At 68.2% G+C, this 17,237-nt stretch carries 19 protein-coding genes; 7 read left to right on the forward strand and 12 right to left on the reverse strand.

Features of this window, described 5'->3' with window-relative positions:
• Positions 1-5: 5 nt before the first annotated feature.
• The 3 genes from CXY79_RS12835 to CXY79_RS12840 all read right to left on the reverse strand — a co-directional run bounded on the left by CXY79_RS12835 (position 6) and on the right by CXY79_RS12840 (position 1,285).
• Positions 6-311 (reverse strand): hypothetical protein, encoded by a 306-nt coding sequence (locus CXY79_RS12835; protein WP_104102133.1) that lies wholly within the window; start codon positions 309-311, stop codon positions 6-8.
• 26 nt (positions 312-337) lie between these two features.
• A complete protein-coding gene (locus tag CXY79_RS16055) occupies positions 338-502 on the reverse strand; it encodes a hypothetical protein (protein ID WP_158250294.1) in 165 nt (54 codons plus the stop codon).
• Positions 503-571: 69 nt separating this feature from the next.
• Positions 572-1,285: an SOS response-associated peptidase gene (locus CXY79_RS12840; protein ID WP_104102136.1), complete on the reverse strand. Its 714-nt coding sequence runs from the start codon at positions 1,283-1,285 to the stop codon at positions 572-574.
• Positions 1,286-1,414: 129 nt separating this feature from the next.
• Here CXY79_RS12840 and CXY79_RS12845 point away from each other — a divergent pair, with 129 nt between their 5' ends.
• A complete protein-coding gene (locus tag CXY79_RS12845; protein WP_104102232.1) occupies positions 1,415-2,251 on the forward strand; it encodes a DUF3097 domain-containing protein in 837 nt (278 codons plus the stop codon).
• A gap of 248 nt (positions 2,252-2,499) precedes the next feature.
• Entirely contained in the window at positions 2,500-2,703 is a 204-nt protein-coding gene (locus CXY79_RS12850) for a cold-shock protein (RefSeq protein WP_035840308.1), read from the forward strand.
• 103 nt (positions 2,704-2,806) lie between these two features.
• Here the strand turns inward: CXY79_RS12850 and CXY79_RS12855 are convergent, their stop codons facing one another.
• Positions 2,807-3,286, reverse strand: a complete 480-nt coding sequence (locus CXY79_RS12855) for an Lrp/AsnC family transcriptional regulator (RefSeq protein ID WP_104102139.1) — start codon at positions 3,284-3,286, stop codon at positions 2,807-2,809.
• A 106-nt stretch (positions 3,287-3,392) separates the two neighbouring features.
• Between CXY79_RS12855 and CXY79_RS12860 the strand changes: the two genes are divergently transcribed.
• On the forward strand, positions 3,393-4,691 hold the full coding sequence (locus CXY79_RS12860) for a PLP-dependent aspartate aminotransferase family protein (RefSeq protein ID WP_104102142.1): 1,299 nt from the start codon (positions 3,393-3,395) through the stop codon (positions 4,689-4,691).
• A gap of 89 nt (positions 4,692-4,780) precedes the next feature.
• Here CXY79_RS12860 and CXY79_RS12865 read toward each other — a convergent pair whose 3' ends face one another.
• Positions 4,781-6,595, reverse strand: a complete 1,815-nt coding sequence (locus CXY79_RS12865) for a DEAD/DEAH box helicase (RefSeq protein WP_104102145.1) — start codon at positions 6,593-6,595, stop codon at positions 4,781-4,783.
• A gap of 56 nt (positions 6,596-6,651) precedes the next feature.
• On the opposite strand from CXY79_RS12865, the gene CXY79_RS12870 reads away from it, so the two are divergent.
• Positions 6,652-7,440 carry an SGNH/GDSL hydrolase family protein gene (locus CXY79_RS12870; RefSeq protein ID WP_104102147.1) on the forward strand — a complete coding sequence of 263 codons (789 nt, stop codon included), beginning with the start codon at positions 6,652-6,654 and terminating at the stop codon, positions 7,438-7,440.
• Positions 7,441-7,829: 389 nt separating this feature from the next.
• On the opposite strand, the gene CXY79_RS12875 is transcribed toward CXY79_RS12870, so the two are convergent.
• On the reverse strand, positions 7,830-9,062 hold the full coding sequence (locus CXY79_RS12875) for a D-alanyl-D-alanine carboxypeptidase family protein (RefSeq protein ID WP_104102150.1): 1,233 nt from the start codon (positions 9,060-9,062) through the stop codon (positions 7,830-7,832).
• 26 nt (positions 9,063-9,088) lie between these two features.
• Positions 9,089-9,892, reverse strand: coding sequence for an RNA methyltransferase (locus tag CXY79_RS12880; RefSeq protein ID WP_104102152.1), 804 nt, complete (start codon positions 9,890-9,892; stop codon positions 9,089-9,091).
• A 101-nt stretch (positions 9,893-9,993) separates the two neighbouring features.
• On the opposite strand from CXY79_RS12880, the gene CXY79_RS12885 reads away from it, so the two are divergent.
• Positions 9,994-10,854, forward strand: coding sequence for a Sir2 family NAD-dependent protein deacetylase (locus CXY79_RS12885; protein ID WP_104102155.1), 861 nt, complete (start codon positions 9,994-9,996; stop codon positions 10,852-10,854).
• A 52-nt stretch (positions 10,855-10,906) separates the two neighbouring features.
• Entirely contained in the window at positions 10,907-11,506 is a 600-nt protein-coding gene (locus CXY79_RS12890) for a histidine phosphatase family protein (RefSeq protein WP_104102157.1), read from the forward strand.
• On the opposite strand, the gene CXY79_RS12895 is transcribed toward CXY79_RS12890, so the two are convergent.
• A complete protein-coding gene (locus CXY79_RS12895) occupies positions 11,494-12,630 on the reverse strand; it encodes a glycosyltransferase family 1 protein (RefSeq protein WP_104102160.1) in 1,137 nt (378 codons plus the stop codon). The two genes, CXY79_RS12890 and CXY79_RS12895, sit on opposite strands and share 13 nt — an antisense overlap.
• On the reverse strand, positions 12,627-13,526 hold the full coding sequence (locus CXY79_RS12900; RefSeq protein WP_104102163.1) for an alpha/beta fold hydrolase: 900 nt from the start codon (positions 13,524-13,526) through the stop codon (positions 12,627-12,629). Before CXY79_RS12900 ends, CXY79_RS12895 begins: the two co-directional genes overlap by 4 nt.
• Positions 13,527-13,931: 405 nt before the next feature.
• Between CXY79_RS12900 and CXY79_RS12905 the strand changes: the two genes are divergently transcribed.
• Complete coding sequence (locus tag CXY79_RS12905) at positions 13,932-14,618, forward strand: 3'-5' exonuclease (RefSeq protein ID WP_104102165.1); 687 nt, start codon at positions 13,932-13,934, stop codon at positions 14,616-14,618.
• Between the two features lie 114 nt (positions 14,619-14,732).
• Here CXY79_RS12905 and CXY79_RS12910 read toward each other — a convergent pair whose 3' ends face one another.
• From CXY79_RS12910 to glgA, 3 genes are all read right to left on the reverse strand, one after another.
• Positions 14,733-14,984, reverse strand: a complete 252-nt coding sequence (locus CXY79_RS12910) for a type B 50S ribosomal protein L31 (protein ID WP_104102169.1) — start codon at positions 14,982-14,984, stop codon at positions 14,733-14,735.
• A gap of 149 nt (positions 14,985-15,133) precedes the next feature.
• The gene (locus CXY79_RS12915) at positions 15,134-15,916 is read right to left on the reverse strand and encodes an ABC transporter ATP-binding protein (RefSeq protein WP_104102172.1); all 783 of its coding nucleotides are present in this window, start codon (positions 15,914-15,916) and stop codon (positions 15,134-15,136) included.
• Between the two features lie 96 nt (positions 15,917-16,012).
• Positions 16,013-17,194 (reverse strand): glycogen synthase, encoded by a 1,182-nt coding sequence (gene glgA / locus CXY79_RS12920; RefSeq protein ID WP_104102174.1) that lies wholly within the window; start codon positions 17,192-17,194, stop codon positions 16,013-16,015.
• Between the last annotated feature and the right edge of the window lie 43 nt (positions 17,195-17,237).

Below are 17,237 nucleotides of genomic sequence, written 5' to 3' on the forward strand. Positions count from 1 at the left end.
GCCCGTCAGTCGGCAAACTCCCGGACCGGGCGCACAGCGCTCCCGCCGAAGACGACCACCCACACGCCAGCGTCGCCGTCCACGGTCAGCCCGTCGGGGTAGCCGGCCGCGGCCGGAAAGCCGGCACAGGGAAATAGGCCAGGGAACCGGCCATCCGAGTCGCAACCGCCCTCGTTCATCCCCAGGCCGGGAACATTCGAGAGCACGTCCAGCTTGGTGACCGTTCCCGCGGCGTCTTCGAGCGCGAACCCTCGTTCGAGCGCGAGAACGGCTCCGCCGACACTTCGGGGCCGGAGGGCCGCCGCGATCAAGCCGACATGGTACCGGGGGCTGCGACCTAGTCGCGGAGGATCTGCACCGGGATGGCCACGGCCAGGGAAACGCAGAGGATGCCGCTGAGGAAGATCGGCAACTGCCAGGCCGTCACCTCGAACGCGAACCCGAACAGCCAGAGACCGAAGACGAAGATGGCCATTGCGACGGTGAAGGCGACGGCGTTCATGGTGCGATCCTTTCGAGCGATGCCCGCACTGCACGCCGGGCCGATGAAACGAGCGTACCCGGTCGAGCGTCAGACCGTCGACGGCGCCCCGACGGGCTCGATGAGTTCCGGACCGTCACCGCGCACCGGGGCGACCTCGTGATAGCTCAGGCTCCCGACGGTCTCCCGGGCGGCGGCCACCGCGGCGTCGACCAGGGCCTGGTCACCCGGAGTATGGGGGTCGAGCCACTGGTCCCACCATTCTTCCGCCAGGATCACGGGCATCCGGTCGTGGAGGGCGGCCAGGGGACCCTCGGCGTCCTGGGTGAGAATCGTCGCGGACAGTACCCACCGGGCCGGGTCGTCGTCGGCCAGGGCCGGATTGCGCCACCAGGAATAGAGGCCGGCGAAGGCCAGTGGAAGACCGTCGTCTGAGTGGATGAAGTACGGAGTCTTCACGGTGCCGTCCGTGTGCCACTCGTAGTAGCCCGTGGCCGGGACCAGCGCGCGCCGGGAGGCGACCGAACTCTTGAAGGTGGGCTTCTCCGCCGCCGTTTCGGCACGGGCGTTGAAGGTGGCGAAGGACGACTGCAGCTCGGTCGCGAATGAGGGGACCAGGGACCAGCGCGCACCCTCGAGCCGGCGCACAACCGGCCCGGCCTTGGCTGACTCGAGCACGATCGGGATCTTTTCGGTGGGTTTGATGTTCCACGACGGTTCCGGCAGGTTCTCGCCCTCGTGCTCGACGTCGAACATCGCGGCGAGATCGGACGCCGTGTCCGTGATGATGAATCGACCGCACATGGAGACAGGTTACTACCGGACGCCGACACCCCGGCCTGAGAGCGCAGACCGTGCCGGCCATCCGCTAGCGTCGATTCCGGTGTCGGCGAGGCGCAGGAGCGAGGAAGATCGTCAATGGACGAGCGGAACATGCAGGATCGGTACAGTGCGGATGTACTTTCCCCCGGCTGGCGGGACGCTGGCCGGAAGGTCATTCCGACGCAGGAAGCCATGCCCGACCTGGTCGTCGAAGAGGTCGCGACCGGTTTTTGCGGTGCTGTGGTGCGGATCGAGAAGAAGATCGTCACCCTGGAGGACCGCCACGGTCAACTGCGCCTGTTTCCGCTCGGCGGCGGATTCTTGATTGACGGCGAGCCGGTGGTGCTCGTCGTCCCGGTCAGGGCGGCGCCGCAGGGCCGCGCCCGCACCGCCTCGGGATCGATGGCCGTGCGGGATGCCCCGGCGCGGGTGGCCCGAGCCAGCCGCATCTTCGTCGAGGGCCGGCACGACGCCGAGCTTGTGGAGAAGGTCTGGGGAGCCGATCTACGGATCGAGGGGGTCGTCGTCGAGTACATTGAGGGCGTTGACAACCTCGAGGAGCTCCTGCAGGAGTTCCGCCCGGGACCCACCCGGCGGGTCGGGGTGCTGGTCGACCACCTGGTGCCCGGATCGAAGGAAAGCCGGATCGCCGACGCCGTGGCGCGCGGACCGCACGGCCGGAATGTGCTCGTGGTCGGGCATCCATATATCGACGTATGGCAGTCCGTGAAGCCGAACCGCCTGGGAATCACGACGTGGCCCGCGATTCCGCGCAGCATCGAATGGAAGCACGGGATCTGCGAGGCCCTCGGCTGGCCCCACGAGGACCAGGCCGATATCGCCCGGGCCTGGCAGCGGATCCTGGGTCGGGTGCGCACATTCGCCGATCTGGAGCCGCAACTGCTGGGCCGGGTGGAGCAGCTGATCGACTTCGTCACCACCGAGTAGTGCAGGGTGCGCCCTGATCGGGTCATAACCTGCATTCAACGTAACGCTTTGGAACCGAATTGGCACGGAATCTGGATGCACCGCGGCGATGTGGGCTAGGGTTATCTCAGTAGTTGTAGTGCTTGCACGTCTTATAACGCGGTGACCTCGGTCGCCGCGGCGTATTCCTTTCGGAAGCGGACGACGAATACCGCGACGAACGGCCTCGAAAGTCGGGGCCTTTCTAACACTCCTGGAGGAGTTTCATAATGGCAACAGGTACCGTGAAATGGTTCAACGCTGAAAAGGGCTTCGGCTTCATCGCTCCCGACGACGGAAGCGCCGACGTGTTCGCGCACTACTCCGCGATCGCATCGAACGGCTACAAGTCGCTCGACGAGAACCAGAAGGTCGAGTTCGAGGTAACCCAGGGCCCGAAGGGTCCTCAGGCCGAGAACATCCGCGCCCTCTAAGGTTCGCAACTGCTCAACTAGCGAGGCGGCTTTTCGAGTCGCGTAGCCCACGAGCTTCGACAACGCCCCTGCTTCGGCAGGGGCGTTGTCTGCGTTAAGCTCACTATTTGACGAGGTCCTGCCAGCCGTCACCGTCGACGTACTCGAAGATAAGGTTAGTCTCGGTGTGCGCAACCGCCGGATGCTCCGCCAGATGCTGCAGGACGAAGTCACGCAGGTCCGACGCGTCCGCCGCGGCCACGTGCAGCAGATAGTCGTCGGCGCCGGCGGTGTGGAACAGGCCGATCACCCCGGGCCAGTGCGGCGCCGCCGCCCGGAACGCGTCGATCTGCACGCGGGCGTGCTTGACCAGACGAACCGAGATCAACGCCTGCAGGGACGCGCCCAGCGCGGCCAGGTCGATATTCGCGCGATAGCCTCGGATGTGCCCCAGCTGCTGCAGCCGGCGCAGGCGCAGCGACACGGTCGACTCGGCGACGCCGATCTCCGCGGCCAGCGCCGCACCGGAGGCACGGGCGTTGACGGACAGCGCACGCAGGAGCGCCCGGTCGACCCGGTCGATTTCGGCTTTCTTCGGTTCCATCGGCCTACTCTTTCTTCCGTGAGCAGTTTATGCGAAAGCTTTCGCTGATTCGCAAGGGTCTGCAGGGATGATTGCGCCGTGCGGCAGAATCTGTTTGTGTCTGTGCATGACGCCAACGCTTCCGCTGCCGCCCCTGCCTCCCCGCGGACCTGCCCTGCGGCCATCGGCCCCGCACCCGGACACGGTTGCCGTGCACGGCGGGATGGCCGGGCTGACAGCGGCCGGTTCGCATGTGCCCGTGATCGACCTCTCCACGACCAATCCGCTGGCGGGAGTCGAGTGCGGCGGGGACTCCTACGAGAACCTCGCCACCGGAGGTACGATCCGCGAGGGCGATTCCGCGGTGTACCAGCGACTCTGGCAGCCCGGAGTCGCCCGGTTCGAAACGGCGCTGTCGGCCCTGGAGGGCACCGAGGGCACCGTCGCCTTCGCGAGCGGAATGGCCGCGCTGGCGGCCGTGCTGATCGCATCCGTGGCCGGCGGCACGCCCCACGTGGTGGCCCTCCGGCCGATCTACGGCGGTACCGACCATGTGCTCGCCACCGGGCTGCTCGGTACGACTGTGTCGTGGGTCGATCCCGACGGGGTTGCCCAGGCAATCCGGCCGGACACCGGGCTGGTCATTCTGGAGTCCCCAGCGAACCCGACGCTGGCGCTGACCGACATCCGTGCCGTGGTCGCGGCGGCCGGCAGCGTGCCGGTGCTGGTCGACAACACGTTCGCCACCCCGGTGCTTCAGCGCCCGGTCGATTCGGGCGCCACGCTGGTGCTGCACAGTGCGACCAAATTCCTGGGCGGCCACGGAGACGTGATGGGCGGCACGGTCTCCGGCCCCGAGCACTGGATGGTGCGCCTGCGCCAGGTGCGGGCCCTGACCGGCGGTGTGCTGCATCCGTTCGCCGCGTATCTGCTGCACCGGGGGCTGCGCACGCTGCCGGTGCGTGTGCGCGCCCAACAAGCAACCGCCGGCGCCGTCGCGGAGCGCCTCGCGGGTCACCCCGCACTGGCCCGGGTACTATACCCAGGGCTGCCCGGGCAGGACCCGCTGGGGCTTTTGGGCCGTCAGGCGAACGGGGCCGGGTCTATCATCGCCCTCGACCTCGCGGGTGGTTTCGATGCGGCCGTGCGCTTCACCGAGGCTTGCACGCTGATCACGCACGCGGTCTCCCTCGGCGGCGTGGACTCGCTCGTGCAGCATCCGGCCTCCCTGACCCACCGCCCGGTCGAGGCCGGCGCCCGGCCCGGTGCCGGGATCGTGCGCCTTTCGATCGGCCTCGAGCACGTCGACGACCTGCTCGCCGACATCCTCGCCGCCTTGGACGTAGTGACGGACGTCACTCCCGACGGGGCGAAGGTCGTGGTGCCGAACACCGCGGCCGCCGAACCCCAGGACGCCGTCGCCTGAGAGGCCGATTCGGTCGAGAGTAGCCGTTCAGCGGGTCGCTCCCGCCCGGAACGGGCACCCGCGACGCTCAGATGCGGTTCCGCCGCGGGTCAGCTGCGGCCGAGGCGGCGGCGGAGCAGGTCGATCCGTTTTTGCAACTGGGTGACGCTGGCCTGTGCGACGGCGGGCCCGCCGCACTCGCGCCGGAGTTCGGCGTGCACCATGCCGTGGGGTTCGCCGGCGAGCTTCGACCACATGCCCACCAGGCTCGCCAGCAGCGTGCGCTGCTCCTTGAGCGTGCGATAGAGCGGTGGCGGGTCCACCGGGGCGACCTCGCCGGTGACGGGATCCTTGCGTCGGTCGGTGGAGCGCTTGGCTTGCCGGTGCTGGCGCTGACGCAGCAGCTCGGAGACCTGCTCAGGCTCGAGCAGACCGGGGATGCCAATGAAGTCGAACTCCTCGTCGGTGCCCGGTTCCGCCAGCTCGCCGAACTCGTCGCCGTTGAACATCACCATGTCGAAGGTGGCCTGGGAATCGATGGCCTGCCAGGTGAATTCCTCGCCGAGGTCGTCGGAGGCCTTCTCCGACTTGTTGGCGTCGGCGACCATGGCGTCTTCGGGGTTGTACATGCCGTCGTCGCCGTCGTCGCGGTTGCTGCGGTCGAGGGCGTGGTCGCGCTCCAGCTCGAGCGCGTTGGCCAGGCTGAGCAGGCTGGGCACATTGGGCAGGAAGATGGACGCCGTCTCACCGCGGCGCCGGGCCCGCACGAACCGGCCGATGGCCTGCGCGAAGAAAAGCGGTGTGGAGGCGCTGGTCGCGTAGACGCCCACGGCCAGGCGCGGCACGTCGACCCCCTCCGACACCATCCGCACGGCCACCATCCAGCGCGAGGTGTTGTGCGCGAACTCGTCGATCCGGTCGCTCGACTCCTTCTCATCGGAGAGTACGACGGTCACCGACTCCCCCGAGATCTCCTGCAGGATGGCCGCGTACGCGCGCGCCATGGTCTGGTCGGTGGCGATGACGAGGCCACCAGCATCCGGGATGCCGTGGCGCACCTGGGTGAGGCGCAAATCGGCGGCGCGCAGCACTGCGGGGATCCACTGCCCGGTGGGTTCCAGGGCGGTGCGCCAGGCCTGGGAGGTGATGTCCTTGGTGTTACCCTCGCCGAGTTTGGCTTCCATCTCGTCGCCGGCGCGGGTGCGCCACTTCATATGCCCGGCGTAGACCATGAACATGACCGGGCGCACGACGCCATCTTCGAGGGCCCGGCCATACCCGTAGTTGTAGTCGCTCTGGGACAGACGGATGCCGTGCTCGTCGGGCAGGTAACTCACGAACGGGATCGGCGAGGTGTCCGATCGGAACGGGGTGCCGGTGAGCGAGAGGCGGCGGGTGGCCGGCTCGAACGCCTCCCGGATTGCGTCACCCCAGCTCAGCGCGTCCCCGCCGTGGTGCACCTCGTCCAGGATTACAAGGGTGCGGTTGGACTGGGTCAGCTGCCGGTGCAGCGCCGCCCGGCTGGCCACCTGGGCGTAGGTGACGGCAACGCCGTGGTAGTGGTTGCCGTAGCGACCGTTGGCGTTCTTGAAGTTGGGGTCGAGCCGGATGCCCGCCCGCGCCGCGGCATCCGCCCACTGGCGCTTGAGGTGCTCGGTGGGCGCGACCACCGTGATGCTGTCGATCAGTCGGCGGGCCTTCAGCTCGGCGGCGAGCCGCAGGGCGAAGGTGGTCTTGCCGGCGCCCGGCGTCGCCGCGGCGAGGAAATCACGCGGCTGGTGCACGAAATACGCTTCCAGCGCTTCCGCCTGCCAGGCCCGCAATTTGCCGGCCGTGCCCCACGCGGCACGCTCCGGGAACGAAGGCGAGAGATGCTCGGCTGCACTCGTCCCCTGGGCAGGACCGAAAGGGGGTGGAGTATTCACGTCATACGAACTTACCCGGTGAACGGACTGCCGTGATGCGGGGGGAGAATGGAGCAATGACGACGCCGATGCATCCGTGGTCCCGCTATGTCGCCCTCGGGGACTCCTTCACCGAGGGGGTGGGTGATCCCGAGCCGACGAGTCCGGGTGGGAACCGGGGCTGGTCGGACCGGGTCGCTGAGGTGCTCAGCCAGGGCACACCGGACTTCGCCTACGCGAACCTCGCCGTGCGGGGCAAGCTGATCCGCCAGATCAGCGTGGAACAGGTGGAGACGGCGCTTGCGCTGCATCCGGATCTGATCACCTTCTCCGGGGGCGGCAACGACGTACTCCGGCCGGGATCCGACCCCGACCTCATCGCCGCCCGGGTCGAGGAGCAGGTGCTCCGGCTGAGTCGCGATAACGCCACCATCGTGCTGTTTACGGGCGCCGATGTGGGCTTCTCCCCCGTTTTCCGTGGTATTCGGGGCAAGATCGCGATCTATAACGAGAACCTGCGCGCGGTCGCGACGAAGTATGACTGTGTCGTCGCCGACCTCTGGTCGCTGACCGAGATTCAAGATGCCGGCATGTGGTCTGCGGACCGGCTGCACCTGAACGCCCTCGGCCACCATACCGTCGCCCGGATGGTGCTTTCCGATCTCAACGTGCCCAATGCCCTCGAACCCCGGAAGCCCGAGCCAATGCCAGGGCGCACCTTCCGGGAGGCCCGCACGGAGGACATGCAGTGGGCGCGGGAGTACCTGTTGCCGTGGGTTCTGCGCCGTATCCGGCACCAGTCCTCCGGCGACCACGTGCTGCCCAAGCGCCCAGATGCCCGGCCGTTCAGCCAGCCCCGGCACTAGACCGGCTCGGCGGCGGCGAGCCCGCGCCGCCCGGCGTCCGGCCGACGGTGTCCGGTCACCAGCGTCCGGTCACCAGCGTCCGGTGTCGAACCAATTCGACGGAGATTCTGGCGAAAATGCGGGTTTCCGATTGATTACGGCCGAGTTTGAGAAAAAACTCCGTCGAATTCGTTCGGGCAACGGGGCTACGGGGCGGAGCGCGAGAGGTGGGCCTGAACCCGACAGGCGCTGCTTCGGATCCGGCCGGAAATGTGGCTAACTCAGGAGATCCGACCGGCTGGGGCGGGCATCGTCACCGGTTCGGCACTGGTCCGCAGTGGCCGGTGAGTGCAGGCGACGGATGTCCTGAGTTGGCCACACGCGCGGGCTCGGCCCGGCCTCACGTGCGACTAGCCCGCGGCCAGCTCGGCCGGGTGGGTGAAGCGCCAGGCGGCACCCGGGTCGGTCAGCTCGCGCTCGAGCACCAGCGGCACGCTCACCGTGGTCTCCCCCACCTGGAAGTCGATCGCACCGGCCGAGTCGCCGACCTCCCCGAGGGTGACCGGGCGCGCCGCCGGAACGGCCGTGATGGGCGTGTCCGACCAGACCACGGCGAAGGCCGCCTCCGCGGCGACCGCCCGACTCTTCTGCCCCCACTGGGTGGCGTAAGTCGCGTAGGCGGCACCCTTGTCGGCCAGGCTTACCGCGCGGAAACCGGGTTCGACGCTGTCGAGCAGGTCCACGATCGACGCATTCAGCTCGGGATGAGTGTCGCCGCCGAGCATGACGCCGACCAGGGTGATGGTCTCGCCGCCGACCGTGAAGTCGGCCGAGTACAGGAGGCAGGCGCCTGCCTCGTCCGTGGTTCCGGTCTTCATCCCGGTGACACCGTTGGAGCCGAGGAGCTTGTTGGTGTTGGTTACCGTGCCGACGGTCGGCAGGTCGGACGTCTCCATGGACACGATCTCGGCCAGGACGGAGTCGGCCAAAACAAGCTTGCCGATCTTGACCAGGTCGCCCGGACTGCTCACGCTGGCCGGCGACAGCCCACTGGTGTCGGCCACCGCGGTGTCGGTCAGACCGTTCGCGGCCAGCCAGGTTTCGGCCTCCGCCAGGTAGGCATCCACGGAACCGAATGCCCAGATCGCCAGTGAAATGCTGTAGTTGTTCGCGGAGGGCAGGAGCATGGCCTCGAAGGCCTCACGCTGGCTGAGCACCATGCCGGCGGACACGGGCGCGACCGAGCCGTCCTCGGCCAGCACGTCGTAGTAGATGTCGACGTCGTCGTCGGTGAACCGGATGTCCGGGCCGGGCTCGTTCAGGCTCAGGGGTTTCTCCTCGAGCAGCACGAGTGCGGTGACCATCTTCGTGATGCTCGCGATCGGCATCGATTCCTGGTCGCCGGTGGAACCGAGCAGCCCCGGGTAGCCGACCGCACCGATGGCGCCCGCACCGGCATCCGGCCAGATCAGCTCGGCGGCCGGCTGGGTGAGCGCGGCCGGTTCGATCAGTTCGACGGCCGCGGCCGGCACCGGGGCCAGCCCCGTGCCGGCCAGGTAGCCGACCCCGCCCAGGGTGAGAACCAGTGCCGCCGCGAAGGCAACCCGACGGCGAAGGAACGTTTGGCGTCGGGTCAGTGGCATCCGACGACTCTACCAAGCGCCCGCGTTCAGACGCGCAGAGCGTACAGCGCGACGGCGCTGGCCGAGGCCACATTGAGCGAGTCGACGCCGTGGAGCATGGGGATCGTCACGACGGTGTCGGCGGCCGAGAGAGCCTGGGTGCTGAGCCCATCGCCCTCGGCGCCGAGAATCAGGGCCAGCCGTTCCGGCGCGTTCCCGGCGAACTGCGGGAGGCTGACAGCGTCGTCGGACAGTGCCAGGGCCGCGAGGTGAAAACCGGCCCCGTGCAGCATCGGGGCGGCCTCGCTCCATTCCGGCAGTCGGGTCCACGGCACCTGAAGCACCGTGCCCATGCTCACCCGCACACTGCGCCGGTAGAGCGGGTCTGCGCAGCGCGGCGTGATCAGGACGGCGTCCGCGCCGAGACCGGCGACCGAGCGGAAAATGGCGCCCACGTTGGTATGGTCCACGATGTCCTCGAGGATCACAATGCGCCGCGCGTCCCGGATCACCTCGTGCACCGGCGCCAGATCCGGGCGGTGCATCGCCGCCAGCGCACCGCGGTGCAGGTTGTAGCCGGTGAGCCGTTCGAGAACGGATGCCGCGCCGACGTACACGGGCACGTCCGGCCAGTCCGCGAGCAGCGGCAGCACGTCGGGCAGCCACTGCTGCTGCAGTAGCACGGACCGCGGGCGGTGGCCGGCCGCGAGGGCTCGGGTGATGACTTTGCTGGACTCGGCGATGTACAGCCCGCCGGCCGGTTCGGAGACACGGCGGAGCGCGACATCTGTCAAGCGCGAGTAGTCGGCGAGACCGGGCAGGTCAAGGTTTTCGATGGGGACGATCTGCACAGCGGGACGCCTTTCACGGGGATGATCCGTCCAGCCTGCCAGTTCCCTCCCCCAGTCGAAAACCGGCGAGTTTAGACTCGGTGTACACAGGATGGAGCTCCATGACCACCGAAACGCTTCCGGTCGCCATCGGCGCCGCTGCCGCCGCTCTGGATGCCGTGGCCGAGGTGCTCCGCGGTCGCCACATCGCGGTGCTGACCGGAGCCGGTCTGAGCACCGATTCCGGCATTCCCGATTACCGTGGGAAGGGTGCCCCCGTGCGCACCCCGATGAACTTTCAGACCTTCGTCGGCGACGAGCGGGCGCGCAAGCGTTATTGGGCCGGCAGCCACCTCGGCTGGCACCGGTTCCGCTCTGCGGAGCCCAACCTCGGGCACCGGTCCCTCGCCCGGCTGGAGCAGAGCGGACTGATCAGCGGGGTCATCACGCAGAACGTGGACGGCCTGCACACCCGCGCCGGGTCGCGGCACGTCGTGGACCTGCACGGGTCGTTGGACCTCGTCGTCTGCCTGGACTGCGGTCAGGCATTCGGCCGCGACAGTGTGGCCGCGCGCCTCGAAGCGGCCAACCCGACACTGATGACACCGGGCGACGTGCGCACAGCCCCCGACGGCGATGCGGAGGTGTCCGACATCGACGGTTTCACCATTCCCGACTGCACGGTCTGCGGCGGTATGCTCAAGCCCAACGTCGTCTTCTTCGGCGAGCTGGTGCCGACGGTGAAGTTCACCGAGGCCACGGCGCTCGTCACCGGTGCGGAGGCCCTGGTCATCGCCGGCTCGTCCCTGTTTGTGAACTCGGGCATCCGTCTGCTGGAACAGGCCCGGCGCCGCAAGCTGCCGATCGTCGTGATCAACCGCGGCGAGACCAAGGGCGACGGCCGGGCACTGCTCAAGCTGGAGGCGGGCACGTCGGAGTCGCTGGCGGGGCTGGCCGACCGCCTCGCCGGCGCACCGGCGTGAAACAGGCCCGGTCCACCACCACCCCCACCCCCGCGACAACGGAAACGGCAGGATGACCAGACTTTCGATCGTGCGGCACGGACAGACCGAGTGGAACCTGCACACGCGGATCCAGGGCAGCACAGACATCCCCCTCAACTCGACCGGCCGGGCGCAGGCCGCCGAGGCAGGCCTGAGGTTGAGATCCCGGCGCTGGGACACCATCGTGACGAGCCCTCTGGTCCGTGCCTACGAGACGGCCCGGATCATCGCCGGCGAGCTCGGCTTGCCGAGCCCGGAGGTCATTCCGGAGCTCACCGAGCGCCATCACGGCCAGATCGAGGGACTCACGTTCGCCGAACGACAGCGTCGCTTTCCCGACGACGTGCCCGTTCCCGGCCTCGAGACGCGCCAGGAGGTGCTCGACCGGGTGCTGCCGGCCTTCGGGCTGCTGGCCGCCGCGCGCCCCGGACAGTCTGTGCTGGTCGTCTGTCACGGCGGGGTGATCGGAACCCTGCTGCGCCATAGCACGGCCGGGGAACGGCCGCGCCAGAACGAGATCATCGCCAACGGCTCGGTGCACGACTTCGTCTGGCGGGACGGTCGGCTGGGGCTGACGCATTTCGACGCCACCCTGCGCGGCCGAGCCGAGAACACGCACTACACAGGCTGAACCGGCTGCTCCGCGTCGATGCCGGGGCCCGTAGCCGTCTCGGTCCGCGTGCCGGAGTCATCCGCGGTATCGGTGCCGGTGAGCAGTTCCAGGAGCCGCCGGGCCGAATCGCGCCAGGTGAAGCGTTCCGCCTCGATGACGGAGGCTGTGGAGCGGGCCGCCCACTCCCCCGCGCCCAGCCGCCGCACGGCCAGGGCGAGCGCGTCGGTGCTGGCCGGGTCGAAGTAGAGCGCAGCGTCGCCGCCGATCTCGCGAAAGATCGGGATGTCGCTCACCACGACGGGGATGCCGAGGCTCATCGCCTCGACGAGCGGGATGCCGAAGCCCTCGTCCAGAGACGCCGTGACCAGCGCGGTCGCGGAGCCCAGCACCCGCAGGTACTCCTCGTCGGTGACGCCGTTGTGGAACACCAGCGTCGCCTGCGGCGCCAGGGCGGTCAGGCGTTCCCGTTCCTGGTCGCTCACCTGGCTCATCAGGTGGAGCTCATGGCCCGGTAGTTCCGCGGCTGCGCGCACCAGAGTGTCCACGTTCTTGTACGGCATGAACGAGCCCATGTAGACCAGGCGACCCGTTTCCGCAGCGGCACGTCCGGCGGGCGGCGTCGACCGCGTGTCGGCGGCGTTGTGGATGACCGTGACCGGCCGCCGCGTCAGACGGTTGTCCCGGATCAGGTCCCGGGTAGTCTCGGAGACGGTGACGACGCCGTCGGCCCGGTTCAGGAGCATCCGCTGCGGCCACCACGATAGGTGATACAGCCGCCAAATCAGGCGCAGCAAACCGGGCAGGTCCCGCGGCGGGGTGCGATTGCGGTAGTAGATCAGGTCGTGCACGGTGAGGAGCAGCCGGTACTTCCGGCCCCAGGATCCCATCGTCTGCATCGGAGAGAACACGACGTCGGGCTTCAGCTGGTTGATCTGGAGGGCGATGAACGGCTCCCGGATGCTGGTCGGGGCACTCACGAGCTGCCAGGGCAGATCCGGAAGCAGGTCGAGCTGCCGGTGGTCATTGATCAGCATGGTGACCGGGTGGAGCTTGCCCAATTCCGTGACCAGCCCGGCCGTGTACCGGCTGATGCCGTCGTGCCGGTCGAATCGGGTGTAACGGCAATCGAAGACGATTCTCACTTCGTCTCCCTTGCGCCGAGGAAGCGGCGCAGGGCGTCCGCCGCCTGCGCCGGCACCTCGTAGTGGATCAGGTGGCCGACGTCGGGGATCACCTGCAGGGTGGCATCGGGAAACAGCTTCTGCAGCCGGTATTGCGCTGCGACCGGCGTGATGTCGTCTTTCTCCGCCGCGATCAGCAGCGTGCGCTGCGGGATGCGACCGGCGAACTCGCTGACGTCGGAGCCGACCGATGCGGTGAAGGCTTCCAGCACAACCCGGCGATCCGCGAAGGCGGAGAAGTAGCGGTCGTGCTGGTTGTGGATCCAACGGCGCAGCTCGGGGTCCCCCGTCTTCGCCATGGTCACGCTCATCACGCGGACGATGACGCGGTTGCGCAGCAGGGCAAAGCCGAGCCGTTCGGGCAGACGCGCGGCCACCCGGTAGTAGAACACCGCCAAGCGGGTGAGGATGCCGCGCGGCCCGGCCAGGGCAGGTGCGGCGATGGGGTTCACCAGAACCACGTCGTCGGCGTGCAGTCCCCCTGCGACGGATGCCGCGACGATGATCGACCCGAACGAGTGCCCGAGCACCACCCTGCGCCCGGTCAGACCCAGAGCTGCCACGAACTCGGCCAGCCACCGGCCGTAGCCCGCGATGTCGTGTCGGCACCCCTGGAGCACGCCGGACTCGCCGAAACCGGGAAGGTCCGGTGAGATCATGCGGAATCCAGGAAGCTGGGCGACCACGGGCTCCAAGCCGTGGTGGTCGCCGCGGAAGCCGTGCACCATCACGATGGTGGTGTGCGCGGTTGGATCGCCGTACTCCCAATACCGCGTTTCGCTGCCCAGCATCGGGACGTCCCGGACCCTGACAGGGATCCGGACGAGCTGCGAATCGTAGGGCGAAGGAACATTCATCGTCCCAAGTTTAGGGCGGCCGACGGCTGTCGCCGGACGCCCTCGGGCGGGAGGGAACGCAATGAGCTTCACCGCCCCGATCAAGCGTCACCCGGGACCCGCGCTGGTACCGCCGCGCCGTGTCCTCCGAGCTGATGGTGCGCTCCTTCGGAGACCGCAACGGCGACGGGACCGGTGACTACGCCGGACGCATCTCCACAGAGACACGGAGAACTCGAACTGGGCCCTCGACTCCGTGCGGCGCCGGTTCCACGACCACCGCTTCTTCTTGAACCAGCCGGACCTCAACTGCTTTTCCCACAACCCGATCGCCTTTCGGATCGAAGACTCGGTGCTGGCCGGCCTGCCAGCGGGCCGACGCCCGAGGCGCCCGGGGATGACGGTGGTCGGCCCTAGGCTTTCCCCATGAGCAACTGGAGTGACACCCTCGCCGTTTTCGACCTTGAGACGACCGGCATCGACGTGGAGACGAGCCGCATTGTGTCGGCCACCGTCGCGATCATCGATGTGACCGGGGAGGTGCTCGAACGCGTGGACTGGCTCCTGGATCCCGGAATCGAGATCCCGGCCCAGGCCACCACCGTGCACGGCATCACGACCGAGCATGCCGCCGCGAACGGCCGGGTCGCCGCCGACGGGGTGGCCGAGATCGTCGCGACGATCCGGGAGCACCTCGCCCGGGGTCTTCCTCTGGTGGCGTACAACGCGCCCTACGACCTCACCCTGCTCAACCGCGAGTCGATTCGCTACGGGGTTGCCCCGCTGGTCTCACCGTCGCCGGTGGTCGACCCGCTCGTCATCGACAAGGCCCTCGACCGGTACCGCAAGGGCAAGCGCACCCTTGCAGTGACCAGTGCGTTCTACGGTGTGCCCCTCGATGACGCGCACGACTCCGGGGCGGATGCGATCGCGGCCGGCCGAGTAGCCCAGGCCATCGCCCGGGCGCATCTGAAGACCCTGCCGGTCACAGTCGGCGAGCTGCACCTGCTCCAGGCACAGTGGTCCGTGCAGCAGGCGGAAAGCTTCCAGGCCTACATGCGCCGCGAACGCGACCCCGCGTTCGTCGCGGCGGGCGGCTGGCCCGAACGCTGACCCGGCAGCACCCGAGCAACAGCGACACCAGACCCAGAGCAGCAACATCGAAAGGGCGGCCAGCCGAAGCTGGTCGCCCTTTCGATGTGCAGGATGCCGCGGTATGGCGCGGTTCTACTTGCCGAAGCCCTTGTAACGCGAGTTGAACTTCTCGACGCGGCCGGCGGAGTCCATGATCCGCTGCTTGCCGGTGTAGAACGGGTGCGACTCCGACGAGATCTCAACGTCGATGACCGGGTACGTGGTTCCGTCGGTCCACTCGATGGTCTTGGAGCTGGAGACCGTCGAACGGGTAAGGAACGTCGCACCCGACGCGAGGTCGCGGAAAACCACGGGAGCGTACGTGGGGTGAATGTCAGACTTCATGAAGACTTCCTTATTGCTGTTCGATTGGTGAGTTGCGCTTCGATTAGCGAGTACAGACTCGCCAGGTGCGGCAGAAAAAACCGTGCGGCCCGAGGACCGACTGTCAAGTTTAGCAGAATCCACTGGCTGTGACCGCCATCCGGTGGCGGTCAGATCGCGCGGGCGCTGAAACGTCCGTCGGTCTCGTGCAACTCGATGGACAGACCGAACGCCTCGGTCAGTGACTCCGCGGTCAGCGCGTCGGCGATGGGCCCGGCGCTGACGATGCGGCCGTTGGACAGGAGCAGGACGTGCGTGAAGCCGAGGGGGATTTCCTCGACGTGGTGGGTGACCATGATGATCGCCGGCGACCCCGACTCGCTCGCGTAGCCGCCGAGGAGCTGCAGCAGTTCCTCGCGCGCGCCGAGGTCGAGGCTGGCGGCCGGCTCATCCAGAAGCAGAACCTCGGGGTCGGTCATGATGGACCGCGCGATCTGCACCCGCTTCTGCTCGCCGTCGCTCAGCGTGCCGAACTTACGGTCGGACAGAGTATCGAGCTTCCACTCGCCCAGCACCCGCTGGGCGCGGCGCTCATCGATGGCTTCGTACTCTTCGGTCCAGCGCCCGGTGACGGAGTACGCGGCCGTCATCACCACATCGAGGACCTTCTCGTTCGCGGGGACCCGGCGGGCCATCGCCGTCGAGGCGAACCCGATCCGCGGCCGCAGCTCGAAGAGGTCGGTGCGTCCGATCGGTTCGTCAAGAACCACGGCACTTCCGCTCGACGGGTGGATGAGGGCGGCGGCGATCTGCAGCAGCGTGGTCTTGCCGGCGCCGTTCGGGCCCAGGATCACCCAGCGCTGGTCGTCATCAACACTCCAGTTCACTGAGTCGAGGATGGGTGTGCCATCCCGGACGACGGAGACGTCGGTGAAGTGGAGAACGTTGACCATAAAGCCATGTTATCTGCCGCCGCCGATGCCCAGACACGCGAAACGGGTGCCGGGCATTCCTGCAGCACCCGTTTGGGCGGTTAGTCGGAGCCCGACTCAGAGTAGTGAGGCGTAGATCTCCCGGGTGCGGGTGGCGATTTGGGTCCAGCTGAACATCTGCTCGGCCCTGACCCGGCCGGCTCGGCCCATCGCGGCGGCGTTGGCCGGGTCGGCGAGGACCTCGATCAGGGTGCGCGACAGGTCTGAGACGAAAAGGTCGGCATCGATGGGAGTTCCGGTTCCGTCGGTGGCCTGGTCGATGGGCACGAGCCGGCCGGTCACGCCGTCGGCGACCACCTCGGGGATGCCCCCGGTGGCCGTCCCGACGACCGGCAGCCCGCAGGCCATAGCCTCCAGATTGACGATGCCGAGCGGTTCGTAGACCGACGGACAAACGAAGACGGTGCCGGCAGTGAGCACGGCGGCCAGGTCGTGCTGCGACAGGAGGCGATCGATCCAGACCACGCCGGAGCGTTCGCGCTGGAGGGCCTCGACCCCGGCCGTGACCTCGGCCAGGATGCCCGGGGTGTCGGGGGCGCCGGCGCAGAGCACCAGCTGCACCTCCGGTGGCAGCAGGGCTGCCGCGCGGAGCAGGTAGGGAAGCCCCTTCTGCCGGGTGATGCGGCCCACGAAGACCACGGCCGGCCGGTCCGGGTCGATGCCCAGTGCCCGCACGGTGTCCCGGTCGTCCGTGGGCTTCCACCGTTCGAGGTCGATGCCGTTGTAGACGACGTGCACCCGAGCAGCGTCAAGTGCTGGATAGCTGCGCAGGATGTCGCGGCGCATCCCACCGCTGACGGCGATGACGGCATCCGCGGCTTCGAAGGCGGTGCGTTCGATCCAGCTGGAGACCCGGTAGCCTCCGCCGAGCTGCTCGGCCTTCCACGGGCGGAGCGGCTCGAGGCTGTGCGCGGTCACAACGTGCGGGATCCCGTGCAGGAGCTTCGCGAGGTGACCGGCGCCGTTGGCGTACCAGGTGTGGGAGTGCACGATGTCGGCGCCCTGCACGTCCTGCGCCATCTGGAGGTCGACGCCGAGCGTGGCCAGCGTCGCATTCGCGCCGGCCAGTTCCGCCGGCACCTCATACGCGTGGGTGTCGACGGCGTCGCGGAGCGCGCCGAAACATCGCACGGAGACGTCGATGCCGGTGCGAAGGGCCTTCACAAGCTCCGCCACATGCACGCCTGCTCCGCCATAAATCTCCGGGGGGTATTCCTTGGTCAACAGATCCACTCGCATGAGGCAAAGCTAGCGCAGGCTGGCCGGAGGCACACCCACTCGT

The organism is Cryobacterium sp. M96 (assembly GCF_002929845.1).
Taxonomy (GTDB): Bacteria; Actinomycetota; Actinomycetes; order Actinomycetales; family Microbacteriaceae; genus Cryobacterium; species Cryobacterium sandaracinum.

Excerpts from the sequence above, each read along its gene's own strand:
- CXY79_RS12885 (WP_104102155.1), top strand. The coding sequence starts at position 9,994 with ATGACCACCGAAACGCTTCCGGTCGCCATCGGCGCCGCTGCCGCCGCT.
- CXY79_RS12850 (WP_035840308.1), top strand. The coding sequence starts at position 2,500 with ATGGCAACAGGTACCGTGAAATGGTTCAACGCTGAAAAGGGCTTCGGC.
- glgA (WP_104102174.1), bottom strand. The coding sequence starts at position 17,194 with ATGCGAGTGGATCTGTTGACCAAGGAATACCCCCCGGAGATTTATGGC.
- CXY79_RS16055 (WP_158250294.1), bottom strand. The coding sequence starts at position 502 with ATGAACGCCGTCGCCTTCACCGTCGCAATGGCCATCTTCGTCTTCGGT.
- CXY79_RS12875 (WP_104102150.1), bottom strand. The coding sequence starts at position 9,062 with ATGCCACTGACCCGACGCCAAACGTTCCTTCGCCGTCGGGTTGCCTTC.
- CXY79_RS12915 (WP_104102172.1), bottom strand. The coding sequence starts at position 15,916 with ATGGTCAACGTTCTCCACTTCACCGACGTCTCCGTCGTCCGGGATGGC.
- CXY79_RS12855 (WP_104102139.1), bottom strand. The coding sequence starts at position 3,286 with ATGGAACCGAAGAAAGCCGAAATCGACCGGGTCGACCGGGCGCTCCTG.
- CXY79_RS12910 (WP_104102169.1), bottom strand. The coding sequence starts at position 14,984 with ATGAAGTCTGACATTCACCCCACGTACGCTCCCGTGGTTTTCCGCGAC.
- CXY79_RS12900 (WP_104102163.1), bottom strand. The coding sequence starts at position 13,526 with ATGAATGTTCCTTCGCCCTACGATTCGCAGCTCGTCCGGATCCCTGTC.
- CXY79_RS12840 (WP_104102136.1), bottom strand. The coding sequence starts at position 1,285 with ATGTGCGGTCGATTCATCATCACGGACACGGCGTCCGATCTCGCCGCG.
- CXY79_RS12870 (WP_104102147.1), top strand. The coding sequence starts at position 6,652 with ATGACGACGCCGATGCATCCGTGGTCCCGCTATGTCGCCCTCGGGGAC.
- CXY79_RS12905 (WP_104102165.1), top strand. The coding sequence starts at position 13,932 with ATGAGCAACTGGAGTGACACCCTCGCCGTTTTCGACCTTGAGACGACC.
- CXY79_RS12845 (WP_104102232.1), top strand. The coding sequence starts at position 1,415 with ATGCAGGATCGGTACAGTGCGGATGTACTTTCCCCCGGCTGGCGGGAC.
- CXY79_RS12860 (WP_104102142.1), top strand. The coding sequence starts at position 3,393 with ATGACGCCAACGCTTCCGCTGCCGCCCCTGCCTCCCCGCGGACCTGCC.
- CXY79_RS12890 (WP_104102157.1), top strand. The coding sequence starts at position 10,907 with ATGACCAGACTTTCGATCGTGCGGCACGGACAGACCGAGTGGAACCTG.